At 72.3% G+C, this 16,512-nt stretch carries 9 protein-coding genes; 3 read left to right on the top strand and 6 right to left on the bottom strand.

Annotated elements, in window-relative coordinates:
• The first annotated feature begins 153 nt into the window (after positions 1–153).
• Entirely contained in the window at positions 154–2,280 is a 2,127-nt protein-coding gene (locus ACFYXM_RS12710) for an alpha-galactosidase (protein ID WP_389289014.1), read from the top strand.
• Positions 2,281–2,346: 66 nt separating this feature from the next.
• Positions 2,347–3,213, top strand: coding sequence for an alkaline phosphatase family protein (locus tag ACFYXM_RS12705; RefSeq protein ID WP_389289013.1), 867 nt, complete (start codon positions 2,347–2,349; stop codon positions 3,211–3,213).
• 376 nt (positions 3,214–3,589) lie between these two features.
• On the opposite strand, the gene ACFYXM_RS12700 is transcribed toward ACFYXM_RS12705, so the two are convergent.
• On the bottom strand, positions 3,590–6,379 hold the full coding sequence (locus ACFYXM_RS12700; protein WP_389289012.1) for an AAA family ATPase: 2,790 nt from the start codon (positions 6,377–6,379) through the stop codon (positions 3,590–3,592).
• 153 nt (positions 6,380–6,532) lie between these two features.
• Here ACFYXM_RS12700 and ACFYXM_RS12695 point away from each other — a divergent pair, with 153 nt between their 5' ends.
• Entirely contained in the window at positions 6,533–7,588 is a 1,056-nt protein-coding gene (locus ACFYXM_RS12695; protein WP_389289011.1) for a hypothetical protein, read from the top strand.
• 364 nt (positions 7,589–7,952) lie between these two features.
• On the opposite strand, the gene ACFYXM_RS12690 is transcribed toward ACFYXM_RS12695, so the two are convergent.
• From ACFYXM_RS12690 to ACFYXM_RS12670, 5 genes are all read right to left on the bottom strand, one after another.
• On the bottom strand, positions 7,953–9,320 hold the full coding sequence (locus tag ACFYXM_RS12690; RefSeq protein WP_389289010.1) for a N,N-dimethylformamidase beta subunit family domain-containing protein: 1,368 nt from the start codon (positions 9,318–9,320) through the stop codon (positions 7,953–7,955).
• Positions 9,321–9,603: 283 nt separating this feature from the next.
• Entirely contained in the window at positions 9,604–10,872 is a 1,269-nt protein-coding gene (locus ACFYXM_RS12685; protein WP_389289009.1) for a glycosyltransferase, read from the bottom strand.
• 1 nt (position 10,873) lies between these two features.
• On the bottom strand, positions 10,874–11,680 hold the full coding sequence (locus ACFYXM_RS12680; RefSeq protein ID WP_389289008.1) for an alpha/beta fold hydrolase: 807 nt from the start codon (positions 11,678–11,680) through the stop codon (positions 10,874–10,876).
• Positions 11,681–11,682: 2 nt separating this feature from the next.
• Complete coding sequence (locus ACFYXM_RS12675; RefSeq protein WP_389289007.1) at positions 11,683–12,012, bottom strand: acyl carrier protein; 330 nt, start codon at positions 12,010–12,012, stop codon at positions 11,683–11,685.
• The gene (locus ACFYXM_RS12670) at positions 12,002–16,510 is read right to left on the bottom strand and encodes a beta-ketoacyl synthase N-terminal-like domain-containing protein (RefSeq protein ID WP_389289105.1); all 4,509 of its coding nucleotides are present in this window, start codon (positions 16,508–16,510) and stop codon (positions 12,002–12,004) included. Before ACFYXM_RS12670 ends, ACFYXM_RS12675 begins: the two co-directional genes overlap by 11 nt.
• Between the last annotated feature and the right edge of the window lie 2 nt (positions 16,511–16,512).

Raw genomic sequence — 16,512 nt, 5'->3', positions numbered from 1 at the left:
ACTTCTTCCAGTATTGATTTAGGAGTTGGGACCGTCCTACGCTCAGGCCCGCCTCCGTGCCCGTCCCGGGCCCCGGATCGCGGTGTCCGGTCGTGCCCTCACCGCACCGCCCCGGACGGCCCTGTTCCTCTCCGTACGTCAGGGGACCCATCCGTGCTCGCCACGCTCCCGCCCGTCACCTTCGATCCCGATCTCGGCCTCGCGGTGTTGCGCACACCGAACAGCCAGTACGCCCTCCGCGTCGCCCCCGACGGCAGCCCCCGGCACCTCCATTGGGGTGCCCCGCTCGACACCGCCGCCCTCGTCGCGATGCCGGAACCCACCTCGCCGGCCGCGAGCAGCTTCGAGGCCGAAGCCGCCGCCGACGAACTCGCACCGCAGACCGGGGCGCGGTTCGGACCGGCCGGCCTTCAGGTCCGCTTCGCCGACGGCACCCGAGGCGCCCAGTGGCGCTTCGCCGGTCACACCGTCGACGGCGGGGAACTGCGACTGCGCCTCGACGACCGGCACCGCCCCTTGCGGGCCGAACTGTGCTACCGCGTCCGGCCCGGCACCGACGTCGTCGAGCGCTGGACGGAGCTGACCCACACCGGGGCCACGGACGGCCCGCCGGATCCGGTCACCGTCGACCGGCTGGACTCGGCCTCCTGGACCGCTCCCCCACTGACCGACTACCGGCTGAGCCATCTGGTCGGCGGCTGGAACAGCGAGTTCCAGCTCCACCGCGACCGAGTTCCCGTCGCCGAAACCGTGCTGACGAGCCGTCGGGGACTCACCGGCCACCATGCGAGCCCCTGGCTGGCCCTCGACGACGGCACCGCGGCGGAGGAGCGGGGCGAGGTGTGGAGCACCGCGCTGGCCTGGAGCGGAAGCTGGCGCGTCACGGTCCACCGCGATCCGGTCGGCCGCACCACCTGGACCGGTGGCTTCGGCCATGAGGGCCTCAGCTGGATCCTGCGGGCGGGCGAGAGCCTTCGCACACCGGTGTACGCCGGCCTCTACACCCCGCACGGCTTCGGCGCGGCCGGCCGGGCCTGGCACGACTACGTACGCGGGCACGTACTGCCGGAGCCCGAACGGGACCGGCCGGTCCTCTACAACTCGTGGGAGGCCACCGGATTCGACGTCGACGAGGCCGGCCAGATCCGCCTTGCACACCTGGCCGCCCGGCTCGGTGCGGAGCTCTTCGTCCTGGACGACGGATGGTTCGGCACCCGCCGCGACGACCGGTCCGGGCTCGGCGACTGGACTCCCCGCCCCGAGGCGTTCCCCCGCGGGCTGCGTCCGCTCGCCGACGAGGTGCACCGCCTCGGCATGGCCTTCGGGCTGTGGGTGGAGCCGGAAATGGTCAACCGCGACAGCGAGTTGTACCGCGCCCATCCGGACTGGGTCGTCCACTCCCCCCGCCTCGACGCGACCGAGCTGCGCAACCAGCTGGTGCTGAACTTCGCCCGGCCAGAGGTCGAGGCCTGGGCCCTGGAGACCCTCGACCGGCTCGTGCGCGACCACGATGTCGACTGGCTCAAGTGGGACGCCAACCGGCCCTTCACCGAGGCCGGCTGGGACGGGCACCCCGACCCCGACCGGCTGTGGATCGACCACACCCGGGCCGTCCACCGGGTCATGGACCGGCTCCGCGCCGCCCGCCCCGGGCTGCGCATCGAGGCGTGCGCGGGCGGCGGCGGTCGCATCGACCTCGGCATCCTCGCCCGCACCGACCAGGCCTGGACCTCGGACAACACCGACCCGGTCGACCGGATCGGCATCCACCACGGCTTCGGTCAGCTCTTCCCCGCCCAGGCCATGGCCGCATGGGTCACCGACAGCCCCAACCCCGCCACCGGCCGGCGCACACCGCTGCGCTTCCGCTTCCACGTCGCCATGGCCGGGGCGCTGGGAATCGGCGGAGACCTGACGTCCTGGTCCGACGAGGAACTCGACGAGGCCGCCGAACTCGTCGCCCAGTACAAGCGGATCCGCCCGCTCGTGCAGCGGGGGCACCAGCACCGCATCACCCCGGCCGGCCCGGTGACCGCCGTGCACTACGCGGCGTCCGACGACAGCGAGCACGTGCTCCTCGTCTGGCGCCCCACAACCCGGTTCGGTCACCGCCCCGCCCCCGTGCGGCTGCCCGCACTCGACGCCGGGGCCCACTACCTGGACCCGGACCTCGACCGGGTGTACAGCGGCACCGTCCTGGTGCACCAGGGCATCGACCCGCGGCTTCCCGCCGGCGACTACGCCAGCAGCCTGATCCGGCTCCGCCGCGTCGGCCCCTGAGCAGCACGCCCCCTCCACGCCCACGCCCCGCCTTCCTCGCCCGCCACGACACGTCTGGATCCGCCCATGGACACCGCACAGGACACCTCCCAGAACACCGCCCGCGTACTGGTGGTCGGCATCGACGGCGTACGCCTCGACCTGCTCCCCGAACTCGCCACGCCCCACCTCGACGGGATCGCCCGCGCGGGCTTCCTGGCGCCCGTCGAGGTGGACTCCGTGACCCCCACGATGTCGGGCCCGTGCTGGACCACCGTCGTCACCGGCGTCGGTGTCGCCAAGCACGGCGTGTGGGCCAACCGCTTCGACGGCAACCGCCTCGACGTCTTCCCCGACTTCACGACCCGTCTCGCCGCCGACTGCGGACGGCGGACCTTCGCCGTCGGAGGCTGGGCACCGCTCTTCCTCGCGCAGCAGGGCGGTCCGCTCTTCGTCGCCCCGGCCCGGCTCGCCTACATCGCTCCCCGCGAGGACACTCCCGAAGGCTGGGAGGAGGTGGACGAGAAGGTGACCGCCGAGGCGGAACATCTCCTCGGCGTGGACGACGACCTCCACGCCGGCTTCGTCTACCTCGGTGCAGTCGACGAGACCGCCCACTTCCTCGGCTGCGGCCAGGAGTACCGCCGGTCGATCGAGGCCGCTGACCGGCGGCTCGGCCGGCTGCTCACTGCCGTACGACAGCGTCCCGGCCATGCGGCGGAGGACTGGACGGTCATCGTGGTGACCGACCACGGCCACCGCGACGAAGGGGGCCACGGCGGACGCAGCCCGCAGGAGCGCACGGCCTGGATCGCCGCGTGCGGTCCCGGGCTGCCCGCCGGTACGGCTCCGTCGGCCCTCCACCACGCCGACGTCGCCGCCCATGTCTACACCGCCCTCGGCATCACCCCCGACCCCCACTGGACCTTGGACGGCACCGCTTTCACCGCCTGATCCGACCGGACGACTTCCGTGGACACCACCGCCTCTCCGCTCGGCGCGGCGGAATCCGTCGCGGCGTCGCCCTTCGGTGACCAGTGGTGGCAGGACCCCGGCGCCCTCCACGTCAACGGGGTGACGGTCGGCGTCCGTGTCCCCGCCGGCACCGTCGGCGCGGCGCTGGGGACGGCCCCCGGGGCGGCCGTCCCTCGTGCGCGTCACCGCGCAGGCGACGACCACGGTCGACGTCCGCTTCAACGTCCGCTTCGACGTCCCCCTCGGTGACGCCGCCGTTTCCGGCATCCCGACGCGGGGTGGGAGCGGACCCTGCCCGCCGGCCGGTCCGCCTGGCGGCCTCTCTCTCCCCTGATCGGATGGGTGGCCTCGGCGGTCACGTAGTGCGGCAGTCGTCGACGGGGACGACCGCCGGGAGCTGCGCCCGGGAGCTGACGTTCAGCTTGGGGTACGCCTTGTAGAGGTGGTGTCCGACGGTCCGGGGACTGAGGAAGAGCCGGGCCGCGATCTCCTTGTTGGACAGTCCGCGCGCGGCCATTCGTACGATCTGCGACTCCTGGGGGGTCAGGCTGGACAGGACGCCGACGGGCCGCTGGTCCGGGGCCGGGATGCCGGTGGCGCCCAGTTCGGTACGGGCCCGGCGGGACCAGGGCTCGGCGTCGAGCCGGTCGAAGGCACGCTGCGCGGCACGCAGTTGCACACCTGCCTCTGCCTTGCGCCGGTCGCGCCGTAGCCATTCCCCGTACACCAGCCGGGTGCGCGCTTCCTCGTACGGCCGGGGCGCCCGCTCGTGCAGTTCCAAGGCCGCCGAGTAATACCTCTCGGCTTCCTCGCCGGCCGACAGCAGCGCCCGGCAGCGCATCACCAGCGCATCGGCAGCGGGCTGTTGTGCCCAGCGGGCCCAGTCGCTCAGGCGGGTGAAGGCGCGCTTCGCGGAGTGCGTCTCGCCTACCCGTACCGCGGCTTCGACCAGGTCGGGGATGCTGCGCGTGGAGTGGGCCAGATACCGCTCCGGGCCTTCGGCGAGCGCCTCGAGGTGGGGCAGCGCCTCCGCAGCCCGCCCCTCGCCGAGCGCGAGCAGGCCCAGGGCCCAGTGGGCGCCGCCGATGTTGGGAGCCGGGGTGGCGTCGAGGGCTTGTGCGGCAAGAGCACGGCAGCGTTCCCCGTCGCCCGCGGCGGCGGCCATCACGGCGAGGATCGCGTTCAACTGTCCCGTCCACTGGGTCTGTCCGGTGTCGTGGCTCAGGCGCAGCGCCTCACTGGCGCTGTCGAGCGCGGCGCGGGGCCGGCCCAGCGCGAACTGCGCCGCGGTGAGATAGCTCAGTGCGGGCGGGAGCCAGCCGATTCTGCCGTGCTCTCGGCCCAGGGACACGAGCGTGGAGGCGAGTTCGTACAGCTCCTCGTCCTGTGCTCCGGCCAGCATGGCGGCGCTGACCAGGACGAGGCCGCGTGGTTCGTCGGCCAGGGCCTCCTGAGCGTCGCGGACGACCTCGGCGAAGGACGGCTCGGTCTCGCTCCGGCCCTCCCACACCGACACCAGCCGTTGCAGCAGCACCGCGACCGGTACCAGCGGGTGCCCGGACGGGATCGGGCAGGCGGCCACCTGCCGGGCGGTCCTGGGGCGTACGCCGCCGTCCTCGATGAACCAGGCGATGTGCACTGCCTCAAGGGTCATCGTGAGTGCTTGGCTCGGATCGTGGTCGGCGGCGAGCGCCGCTCCTTCGACCATGTGGACGTTCGCGTCGCGAAGGGCGCCCCTGCCGAAGTCCGCGGCAGCCCGTACCTGGAGCAACCGGGCTCTGAGTGCGGGGTCGTCGACATGCGCCAGTGCCTGTTGCGCCAGGTCGCGTGCCTGGTCGAAAGCGCCGGCCTCCGCGGCCGTCTCGGCCGCGACGGCAAGCCGGTGGGTGCGTCTGCCCAGGTCCGGAGTGAGCCGGGCGGCATACGCCTGTGCTGCCGCCGCGGCGGCGTAGCCGCCCCGGGCCCGCGCTCGTTCGGCGGCGGCCTGCAGGTCGGCGGCGGCCGTTTCGTCCTGACCCCGCGTCGCGGCGGCCAGGTGCCAGGCGCGGCGGTCCGCCACGTCGGATCCGCTCGCACCGGGACCGGTGGCTCCGGTTTCGGCCGCTCCGGGGCCGGCCAGCGCGTCGGCGAGCGCGCGGTGTGCGGTGAGCCGGTCGCCGTACGACGCCTGCCGGTATGCGGCGGCCCGAACCAGGGGGTGGCGGAACACGACGCTCTGTCCGGTCACCCGGACGAGCTCGGCCCGTTCGGCGGGCGCGAAGTCGGCGGGCCCGGCGCCCAGCGGTGCGGCGGCGCGCACCACGAGGTCCAGGTCTCCGTGGTGTTCGGCCGCGGCGAGCAGCAGCAGCGTCCGGGTGGGGGCGGGCAGCGCGTCCAACTGGCCGCCGAAGGTGTGCCGCAGCCGATCGGTGAGCGGCAGCGCGCCCTCGGGCGGTCCGGCGAGCGGCTGCCCGTCCGTCGTCCCATGGGCCATGGCAGCGGGTAGTTCGAGCAGCGCCAGCGGATTGCCGTGCGCGACGGCCAGGACCTGGTCGCGCAGCGCTGCGGGCAGCTCCCGCCCACTCCGGTCCAGCAGCCGGGCCGCGTCCTGGGGGGCCAGGGCATCGAGGTGGAGCTCCTCAAGTCCCTGACCGGGAAACGCGTCCCGGGAACCACGCGCGGCGAAGAGCATCACGATCCCCTCGGCACGCATGCGCCGCGCGGCGAACAACAGCGCTTCGGCGGAGCCGCGGTCCAGCCACTGGGCGTCGTCCACCACGCACAGCAGTGGGCCGCGCTCGGCCAGTTCGGACAGCAGGGACAGGACGGCCAGGCCCACGAACAACGGCTCCGCCCGCTGTTCGGACGCGGTCAGGCCGAAGGCCCCCATCAACGCCCGGCGTTGCGGACCGGGCAGGTTCTCCGCCCTTCCCAGAACGGAGTGGAGCAGCAGGTGCAGGCCGGCGAACGGCAATTCGCCCTCGGTCTCGATCCCCTGGCCACGAAGCACCCGCACACCGGCTGCCAGCGTGACCGCGTGGTCCAGCAGCGCCGTCTTGCCGATGCCGGGTTCGCCGCGCACGACCAGCGCCGCGCTGGCGCCCCGGGCGGCGGCAGCGAGCAATCCTTCGAGCCTGACCTGCTCGTTCTTCCGCCCATACAGCATGCGCGGACCCTATCGCGCCCTCCGGCCGCGGTGACCGTCAGGAGCAATTACCTAAGTCCTGACCGATTCCCCGGCCTCCGGACCCGCATACCGTCGTGCTCAAGAGACCGGGCCCGGCTCGCAGTACAGCGGAACGAACGAAAGGGGATCACCATGATCGCGAGTCGGCTGGTACGACGTCCGGGAACGTTGAAGACACGGACCGTGGTCTTCACGACGGCGCTCGTCACCATGTCGTCCCTCGGTGCGGCGGTCGCCGGTCCATCGGCGTCGACCACCGTGAGGTCGGGGGGCGTCGAGTGCGCCGAGGTCCGCGACAAGCTGGACCGGTTGGAAGGCCGGCTCACCCCGAACGGCTGCGCATTCCTCAAGCGGCAGATCGCCTTCGGGGAGATGCCGACCGGCACGCCGCCGAGTCCGGGCGACTTCGGCCACCCGAGGATCGCCGCGTACCTGGACATCTTCGACCCGGAGGCGACCTTGTGGGAAGCGGGCGCCTCACCGCAACACGGCCACGCATCGATCGGGACCTCGATCACCGGTTCGCTGCGGATCGTCCCCGACCTGCGCTACCGGGGCACCGATGTGGTGGCCGACGGCGCGGTGATGATGTTCGGTCAATGGAACGAGGTCACGGTCAAGGGGCACAGGGTCGCCTACCCCCAGATCGCCCGCAATCTGCTGTCCGACGACGGGAAGACCATCCAGGCCCGGCGCTACTACGACCGTTACACGGTGTACCGCTCGGCCGCTCCCGAGCTGCGAAACCTGTTCGAAGGGGTCGCCGACGAGGGGCCGGTGAGCGGTGCGACACCGGAGCGGTTCCGGGCCGACGAGATCACGGACCGGCTGACGGCGTGGAACGGTGAGGACATCGCCGCGCTGACCGGGCGGATGGGGAACGCCAGGCTGACCGGCCCCGGCCTGTCCGGGCCGCTCGCCACCACCGCGGGCAAGACCGCCTACCTCAAGCGCCTCTTCGACCACGCCGACGTCAGGCTGAAGGCGGGCCAGGTCGCGTTCGGCCGGACCACGACCTATGTGGAGTGGCACGGCACGGTGAGCAGCGTCAAGGGGGAGAACGTGCCCTTCGGGATCGTCGAGCGGTTCGGCGCCGGAGGAGAGTGGGAGCTGTATTTCGACACGCTGCCGCTGATAGCCGACAAGGACGCGATCGAGGCACTGTTCCAGAGACTGAGCCGGCCCTGAGCCGCCCAGGCGGTTCGTGTGTGTAGACGACCGGGGAACCGAGCCGGGTACCTGTTTCACCGGATCGTACCCGAAAAGTGTCAGCCGTCCGCCTTTGGTGGCAGACGACCAGGGCTCGCTGACACGGCACAGCGGCCGGACCGCGTACCGGGCCCGACGCCGGCGGGCCCGGTACGCGATGCCGGTCGCCGTCCCTTCCGGTGTGACGGCTCCCGGTACCCGGTCCGTGACGGTGACCAGCGGCAATGCAGTGTGTGACCCTCGGTGCCGTTCGCGAGGCGAGCGGACGGTCATGTGCGGTCCGGAGGCGCTCACCGGCAGGCACCGCGATTCCTGGAGCTGTCGCGGGCGTATGGGCCATCGGTCAGCGGATGTCCGCCCGGAGCAGGCCGGGAGCGACGGGCGGGGAGTTGCTTCCTTCCCTGTCCTTGTACACCTCCGCCACGTTCGGACGCGGTGCGGGCCGGTGGTGGGCGGCGGGGCCTTGCGCGAACGCACGCAGGAGGTTCTCCGTCGTGCGGGTGACGAAGACACGGGTACGGGCGTCCATACGGTGGTCACGCCCGCCCTCGGGGGTTCCGGCCATCAGGGCCTCCACCCACCGCATGGTGCCGGTCGCGAAGACGCCCGCTCCGCTGCGCGCGGTGTAGTACGCCGAGTCGCTGTTGCTGCGGCGCCCCTTGCACACCAGAGGGGAATGGGCCGTGATCTCCAGGGGCTCGGGGACGGGCGCGCCCGGGGTGACCCGGTCGTACTCCACACCGACCAGATGGTCGAAGCCGTCGCCGGGGCGTACCCCCGTTCCCTCGTACAGCCAGTGATCCGCCGCGTGGACGACATAGGGCGCATCCGTCGGATAGTCCTCGTAGAGCACGCCCGTCAGCGAGGACTCCGGGTCGGACGCCGGGGACCGGCGGAAGTCCGTCGTCACCAAGGAGGGGTGGGTGGTGTAGTAGGGATCGGCCGGGAAGGAGGACTTGTAGCAGACCACCGTGCGCTCGGGCCCTGTCCCGTCCTGCTCCAGGCGGACGCGGCGAAAGCAGGTGTTGGCGCCCAGGAAGCCCACGTTGGTGCCGGCGTCGCGGGCCCCGGCGACGTGCTGACGCTGTTGCGGGGTCCAGTACTCGTCGTGACCGAGGCAGATGACGGCGACCGCCCCGTGCAGTACCTCCGGGTCGCGGTGCACGTCGACCCCGGTGGTGTACGCGAGCGGGATGCCGAGCCGTTCGGCGAGCACCACCGCCGCCCGCTCGTACACCATGAACTTCTCCGCGCCGTCGGAGTCGTAGGGCCGGTCGAAGCTCACGGCGAGGGACCGTGCGGCGTACGCCCCGGAGGGGCCCTCGTAGAGGCTGTAGCCGCCCCACCGGTTGTAGGCCTGCCAGGTGGCGGGCGCGTGCATCAGTACCGTCCGGCCCGTGCCGTGCGCGGAGCGCACGATCAACGGGACGTAGCGCTGGTGACCGTCCTCCGTGTCGAGCCGGAGCAGATACGCACCCTCCGGCCAGCCTGCCGTGCCGAAGCTCAGTGTGCGCCGCCAGCCCGCGCGGACCGTGCGGGTGTCGGTCAGGAAGCGCGGCTCCGCCTGGACGCGGCCCGGTATGCGCTCGGACGACCAGACGAGCCGGGCCTCGGCCCCGCCGTACCAGCCGATACGAAAGGCCGAGACGCGGAAGGACGAGGCGCTCGTCGAGACGTACAGACCGCACTCCTCGCCCGGTGTCACACTCACCCGGTCGGCGTACCCGGCGACGGCCGTCGCCGGACCCTGCGACCGGATACGCCAGTCGGGTGTCCCTGGACGTTCCCGTTCCGCCTCGGGCCGGTGCGAAGCCGCCGCCCGACTGTCGCGGCCGGGAGGGGAAGGGGCGCAGGCGCCGACCGTCGCCGAGCCGAGCCCGACGCCCGCCTTCAAGAGGGTTCTGCGGCGCAGCACCGAGCCGTTTTCCGTTCCGTGCCGCGGTATCTCCTGCCTGTCGGGGCCCACGTCGCCTCCCGCGTGTCCGGATCGCGCGTCACCGCCCCCGCGAGCAGCCTCGCACGGCACGGCGGGCCGCGCCCTGCTCGACGTCATGCGGGCGCGGGCCGCGGCGTATGGATGGCGATGTGGCACGCGGCAGGAGGCCTTCGAGACGGTCGGCCGCGGCCACGCTGCCGCCTGCCGCCCGGAACGAACGGCCGATCGCACGCGCAGCGTCACGGTATCCGGCGGCCTCGTCCAGGACGGTGCCGACGGCGTCGGCGATCCGCCCCGCGTCGGCACGGCCGAAGCGCAACCGGACGCCCGCGCCCGCGGCCGTGACCTGGCCCGCGACAATGGGCTGGTCGTCCCTGATGGGGGCGACCACCAGGGGGACGCCGTTCCACAACGCCTCGCAGACCGTGTTGTGCCCGGCATGGCAGACGACGGCGTCCACGTGGGCGAGCAACGGCAGTTGCGGCACGTGCGGACGCAGCAGGATGTTCTCACCTGCTGCGGCAACGTTGTGGGCGGGGTCGACGACGACGGCGCGTACTCCGGGCAGGCCGGACAGCGCCTGGACCGCGGCGTTCAGGAACGGCCCGCCCGCTTCCGCGTTGGCGGTGCCCAGGCTGACGAGGACGGTGCGCTCGGTCCCTTCCAGCCATTCCCAGGGGAAGTCGGTCGGCGCCGGGCGGTCGGTGAGGGACGGGCCCACCAGCCATACCTGTTCGGGGAGTGCGACCGGGCCGAGCAGGGCTCTGGTGGTGTAGGCGAGGACGCCGTACGGGGACATCCTCGGGTCGGCAGCGCCCCTGCCGTCCGCGATCCGGCCACGCAGCGCCTCGATGAGGCCGTCCGACCAGGCTGCCACCTTGGGCATGCCCGCGAGCGGGTCGACCAGTTCGGCCGAGGTGGTGGCGGAGGTGACCCAGGTCAGGCCGAGCGACTCGGCGACGATGCCGCCCGCGATGGTCTGCTGGTCGGCGATCACGACGTCCGGGCGGAACTCCTCGATGGCCGTGCGTATGCGGGGGGCCATGTGGTCGGCGAGCGGGATCAGGAAGCGCTCCCACAGGAACTGGAAGGCCGCGGGGCCCTTCAGGTGACCCGTCCGGCCCACGATCTCCCCGGCGTGGTCCGGTTTCGCGTCGGGCGGCACACAAGGGAACACGTGTGCGTCGGGTCCGGCCAGGCGGCGCACCAGGTCGACAGGTCCGGCCCAGGCGATGTCGTGGCCGCGCGCGGCGAGCACGGCCGCGGTGCCGACCGCCGGGTTGACGTGGCCGACGAGGGGCGGGACGACGAACAGGAACCGGCTCATGCTAGCCCGCCTTCAGGGGTGTGTGGATGTCGTCCGCGAGCCAGCCCGATATCAGGTCGGCCGTCTCCTTCGTACGCTCCACGAGCACCGAGTGTCCCTGGTCGGGCAGGACGACGGTGCGGCAGTGCGCGAGGGTGGCGGCCAAACGGCCGGCCTGGCCCGAGAGTTCGGAGTCGGCACCGTACAGGGCGAAGACGGGGCAGCGGATGCCGGCGAGCCCGTCGCCCAGGACACGGCTGCGCGGGAGGTCCTCCCTCAGCGTGGTGCTCTCCAGGATCCGTCCGGCGAGCTGGAAGGGGCGCGGGTTGCGCCGGGGGTCCGCGGCGAGCCAGGTGCGCACATCCTTGACCAACAGGCCGCCTTCTTCGCCGGTGAGGCCCGCGGCCATCTTCTCGGCCCACGACTTCATCGGCGGTTCGGACTCGATCGCGATGACGGACCGGACGCGGTCGGGCCGGGCGGCGGCGAGCCCGTAGGCGATGACGCCGCCGAAGGAGTTGCCCACGACGTGCGCCGGGCGGTCCTCCCCGAGTGCGTCGAGGAGTTCGTCCAGGTCCGAGACGAAGTCCTCCAGGCGGTAGCCCGCAGCAGGCCGACTGGTCCGTCCGTGCCCGCGCAGGTCGTACATGAGGACGTCCATGCCGTTCTCGGCGAAGGCGGGGCCGAGCGAAAAGTAGTAGCTCGCCAGGCTGTCGATGAGCAGGCCGTGGATCAGCACCACGAGGGGCGGCGGGCTCTCGGCCGGGGAACCGGCCGCGGACATGCGCTGTACGTGGACGTCGAGTTCGCCGACGCGGATCTTCGCCATGCTCAGACCGCCTCGCGAGCGGCCGGGAGGGAGGCCACGACGTGGAGCACGAGATCGCCCACGGTCAGAGCGATGATCTCCTCAAGTCCGCGGTCCGCGATGAACGCGGCGAAGTTGACGGTGTCGCCGTAGTGTTCGCGCAGCGCCGCGGAGAGCGTGACGAGGTCGATGCTCTCCAATTCGAGGTCGTCGTGGAAACGGGTGTCCATGGTGATCGCGGTGTCCGTGAGCTCGTACTCGCCGAGCACCTCCCGCAGCATGCCGGTCACCTCCTCCAGCACGGCCGGTTCGAGCGGAGTGGGCGGTACGGCGCGGTGGTCTTCAGCAGTCATCGTCGCTCTCCTCATCGTGGGCGGTCGTCCAACCGACGACGTAGTTCCTGGGGGGCAGTCCGGGTGGGCTGCCGACCGTCCGGTGATGGACGTGGTAGGTGTCACCGCCGGTGAGGACGGTCAGTGCCGTACCGGTGGCGGCCTTGATCTCGAAGCTCTTCGGGGCTCCGGCCAGGCCCGTGCCGAGTGCCTTGCCGACAGCCTCCTTGGCGGTCCAGAAGCGGGTGAACCACAGGGCCTCGGGTTCGCCGGTGTCGCGGGCCAGTGAAGCGACGAGGTCCCGCTCCCGGGCGCCGAGCGCCACCTCAAGGGTTCCGCCCGGACGGTCGATCACCTCTTCGATGTCGATTCCGCAGGGGCCGTTTCCGGCGATCGCGACCGCGGCCTCCGCCCGGTGCGCGAGGGAGATGTGGAGGTCGGGGAGGGTACGGCCGTAGGCGCCGGTGACGTGCGGGCGGCCGGACGGGTCGTTGACGACCCGTAGTTCGGAGGGGAAGATCCCGCCGTTTCCGGCGTCCCACAATCGTCGGCGCACGGCGTCCTTGGCCGCGATCCGGCCGAGCAGCCACTGGCGGCGGCCGCGGGGCGTGTGTGCTTCGTAGGCTGTCCGTTCCTCGCCCGCCAGCATGTTCCGCATGATCAGCTCGCGGGTGGCCAGGTCGGGCCAGCGTTCGTGGAGCAGGACCCAGCCGCCGGGTTGCGGCTCGGAGAGGGTGTGGTGTTCCGGTTCGCGGTCCACCCGGCGGATGTGCGGGTCGCTGTCGAAGCGGCGGTCGCGCCAGCCTGCGAGTTCGGCCCAGACCCGGCCCTGTCGGACCAGTTGCATGTCGGCTTCGAGCGTGGTGTCGGTGACGGAGGCGATACGGATCAGGCAGTCGAGCCGTTCGCCCGGCTCGGGGGGCGCGCCGTGGAAGCGGATCTCGCGCATGCCGACGGGAAAGACGGTGGTGCGGGTGGGGAGTTGGGCCATGATCCAGTAGCCGAGCAGTTGGCCGACGTTGTCCAGCAGGGCTCCCGGAGCGGGTGGGGTGGTGATGACTCCTCGGACGTGGGCGTCGCCGATCGCGGTCAGTTCGGTGACGCCCTGGAAGCGTGGGCCATGGAACATCCAACGACGGGTGTACAGCTCACGGCCTGTCAGCTCGCAGGGGCGTTCCTCCTCCTTCGGGAAGGTCCAGGCGGTGGCCGGCAGGGGGCCGTGTTCCCGGGCGAGTTCGACGATGGCTCGGGCGTAGGGACCGAGGGTGGCCGTCACCCGGGCAGCACCGGAGGGGTGCGGGGTCTCGGGGGTGATGTGGACGGGAACGTCCACCGCGGGGATGGCGTTGATCCACTGGTTGAGCCGGACGTCGTGGACAGCGACCGCGCGCAGGCCGGAAGCCGCCTGTTCGGCGAAATCCATCATGTGCCCGATGATGGTGGTGCCGGGTACGACGGGCCAGCGGTCTGCGGGAGCGGCCTGCGGCGGTTGCTTGAAGAAGCAGTGGTCGAGCAGGTACGGCATGGTGTCGATCGAGACCCGCAGCGAGGTCCGCAGTTCACGCGGGGTGGACGGTGGCGGGCCGGCGGAGGGCCCGTTCGGCCGCGGAGCGTGCGCGGAAGCCCGAGGCGCGGTGGATCGCGGGCCGCCGTACCGACGCGCGGCGAGGACGTCCGCCGCGAGCGCTGCCGTGTCGTCGAGCAGCGCGGAGAACTCGGCGGCCAGCGGGTCCTCGGCGGCGAGGGCGTCGAGGGCGGACGGCAGCGTGCCTTCGGCCACCCGGTGCGGCCGCGCCAGGGCGGCGCCGATCTCCGTACGCGTGGGCTCGTCGAGGGAGATCAGCGCGCCGCCGAGGTCGAGCCGGACCGAGCGGTGCGCGACCTCTCGCGCGGGAGTGGGGCGGAGCGCGGCCGTGTTCGGCCTGGCTCCGTCGGCCCACAACGCCGTGGCCACGCGACGCAGTTGGGGAAGGCCGGAACGGTGCGGGGAGTGGGCGGCGACCACGAGGTGTTCGGAGCCCCGCAGCGTGTCCGCGATCAGTGAGCCGACCTGGCCGGCTCCGAGTTGGACGAAGGCGCGGAAGCCGGCCGCGTGCATGGCCTCGGTCATCTGGCGGAAGCGGACCGGTTCCAGGAGGTGTCGTACGAACAGCTCCCGTATTTCTCGCGGTCGCGAGGGGTACTCCCCCGCCGTGGTGGCGGACCAGACGGGCAGCCGTGCGGGCTGCAGCGTGTAGGTGTCCGCCGCTTTCCGTATCGGGTCCAGATAGGGCCGGAGCATGGGGGTGTGGAAGCCCGACCGGAACGGCAGGATGTGCGAGATCGCACCCCGTTCGCGGAAGAGGCCGACGAATGCTTCGACCGCGTCCGAAGGGCCGCAGACGATGGACTGGTGAGGGGCGTTGTCGTGCGAGAGCACGACCTGCGTCTGCCCGTCGAGGGCTTCCATGACGCGATCCGCGGGCGCACCGATCACCGCGAAGGCCAGTCCCGGCACACGCAGGGCGTCCGGATCGAACGTGGCCAGGAAGGCATCGACCTCCTCTTGAGCGTGGATCCCGGCGGCGGCCATGGCGGTCCACTCGCCGAGGCTGTGCCCGGCAAGCGCGTCGGGCACGATGTCCATCCGCTCCAGTGCGGCGTGCAGGAGGCGGCCGAGTTGGAATACACCGGTGCCCTGACGGCCGATGTCGCCGACCGTGACGTCGCTGCCGGAAAGCGACCACGGCAGGCCGAAGTGGCGTGCCACGTCGTCGCAGTTGGTGTCGAAGTCGGCTTCGAGGCCGGGAAAGACGAAGGCGAGACGGCCGCCGGCGTCACCCAGCAGCGGCTCCGGAACGAACCACAGGTCGCTCTTTCCTCGCCATGGTCGGCCCCGGTCGACCGCCTTGCGGGCCAGCGCCAGCCGTTTGGCCGTCGGGTCCACCACGCCGAGCCGGACCGGGCCGGCGGGCTCGGGCCCGGTCTCGTCCGAGGCGGTGGCGAGGAGGGTTGCGTCGTCGCGGTCGAGCAGGCGGGCCAGTTCGGCGGGTGATGTGGCTGCCAGCCGCAGCACCCGTTCGGGCTCGCGCACCACGGCCGGGGGTACGCCGGTGACGGACCCAGCAGCGGCGGAGGCGGGCTGTTCCAGGACGACATGGGCGTTGATGCCGCCGAAGCCGAAGGCGTTGACCGCGGCACGGCGTACGGTGCCGTGGGTGTCGGTCACCCACGGCACCGCGGCGTCCACGGTGGTGAAGCGGGTGCGGGCGAGTGCCGGGTGCGGGTCGTCGCAGTGCAGGGTCGGCGGGAGAACGCCATGGTGCACGGCGAGTGCGGCCTTGATGAGCCCGGCGATCCCCGCGGCCGGCATGGTGTGGCCGATCATGGACTTCACCGAACCGATCACGCCGCGGGGCGCGTCGCCCGGCGGGCCGAAGACCGCGGCGACCGTCTCCAGCTCGGCGGTGTCGCCCGCCGGGGTGGCGGTGCCGTGGGCTTCGAGCAGCCCGACGGAACCGGGCTCGGCGGGGTCCCGGCCGGCACTGCGCCATGCCTCGCGGATCGCCTCGGCCTGGCCCGCGGAGTCCGGGCTGAACAGACTGCCGGTGCGGCCGTCGCCGGCGACGCCGGTGCCGGTGATCACGGCGTAGATCCGGTCGCCGTCGCGGTCGGCGTCTGTGAGCCGTTTGAGCACCACGACGCCGGTGCCCTCGCCGATGAGCACCCCGTCGGCGTCCCGGTGGAACGGCCGGATGCGCTCGCTCCGGGACAGGGCACCGAGTTGTGAGAACACGCTCCACAGCGTGATGTCGTGACAGTGGTGGACTCCCCCGGCCAGGACGACGTCGCACCGGCCGCTCTCCAGCTCGCGGGTCGCATGGTCGACCGCGATGAGTGAGGAGGCGCACGCGGCGTCCACCGTATAGGCCGGGCCCCGCAGGTCCAGTCGATTGGCCAGCCGGGAGGCGGCCAGGCTGGGCACGAGCCCGATGGCCGACTCCGGTGCCTCGGGGCCCAGTTGGTCGGTGAAGGCGCGACGCACCTCCTCGAGGCGCTGTTTTCCGAGTTCTGGCAGGAGTTCCCGCAGCGTACGCACGAGCTGGCCGGCGGTGCGCACCCGCTGGTCGAGGCGGACCAGGCCGGGGGTGAGGTATCCGCCGCGGCCCAGGATGACTCCGGTGCGGCGCCGGTCGGTGAAGAGCCGGTCGGCGCCGCCCGCGTCGCGGACCGCCTGGGACGCCACCCGCAGTGCGATCAGCTGGTCGGGTTCGGTGGCCTGCACGGAGGCGGGCATGATCCCGAATGCGGTGACGTCGACGTGGGCGAGGTCGTCGATGAAACCTCCGCGCCGGCAGTAGACACGGTCAGCACGGCGTCCGGCGTCCGGGGCGTAGTACACGGCGTCCCAGCGGGCCGCGGGAACGTCGGTGATCGCGTCGACGCCATGGACGAGGTTGTGCCAGTACGTGTCGAGGTCGGGCGCTCCTGGGAAGAGCGCGGCCATACCGACGATGGCGATCGGGCAGGCCCTGGCCATCG

The sequence above is a fragment of the Streptomyces sp. NPDC002476 genome (assembly GCF_042889785.1).
Lineage (GTDB): Bacteria > Actinomycetota > Actinomycetes > Streptomycetales > Streptomycetaceae > Streptomyces.
The sequence above is the reverse complement of the archived record's forward strand: the minus strand, read 5'-3'. Positions and strand labels throughout refer to the sequence as shown.

Bases quoted from the DNA above. Each gene is read 5' to 3' on its own strand.
- ACFYXM_RS12705 (WP_389289013.1), top strand. From the start codon at position 2,347: ATGGACACCGCACAGGACACCTCCCAGAACACCGCCCGCGTACTGGTG.
- ACFYXM_RS12700 (WP_389289012.1), bottom strand. From the start codon at position 6,379: ATGCTGTATGGGCGGAAGAACGAGCAGGTCAGGCTCGAAGGATTGCTC.
- ACFYXM_RS12695 (WP_389289011.1), top strand. From the start codon at position 6,533: ATGATCGCGAGTCGGCTGGTACGACGTCCGGGAACGTTGAAGACACGG.
- ACFYXM_RS12685 (WP_389289009.1), bottom strand. From the start codon at position 10,872: ATGAGCCGGTTCCTGTTCGTCGTCCCGCCCCTCGTCGGCCACGTCAAC.
- ACFYXM_RS12680 (WP_389289008.1), bottom strand. From the start codon at position 11,680: ATGGCGAAGATCCGCGTCGGCGAACTCGACGTCCACGTACAGCGCATG.
- ACFYXM_RS12675 (WP_389289007.1), bottom strand. From the start codon at position 12,012: ATGACTGCTGAAGACCACCGCGCCGTACCGCCCACTCCGCTCGAACCG.
- ACFYXM_RS12670 (WP_389289105.1), bottom strand. From the start codon at position 16,510: ATGGCCAGGGCCTGCCCGATCGCCATCGTCGGTATGGCCGCGCTCTTC.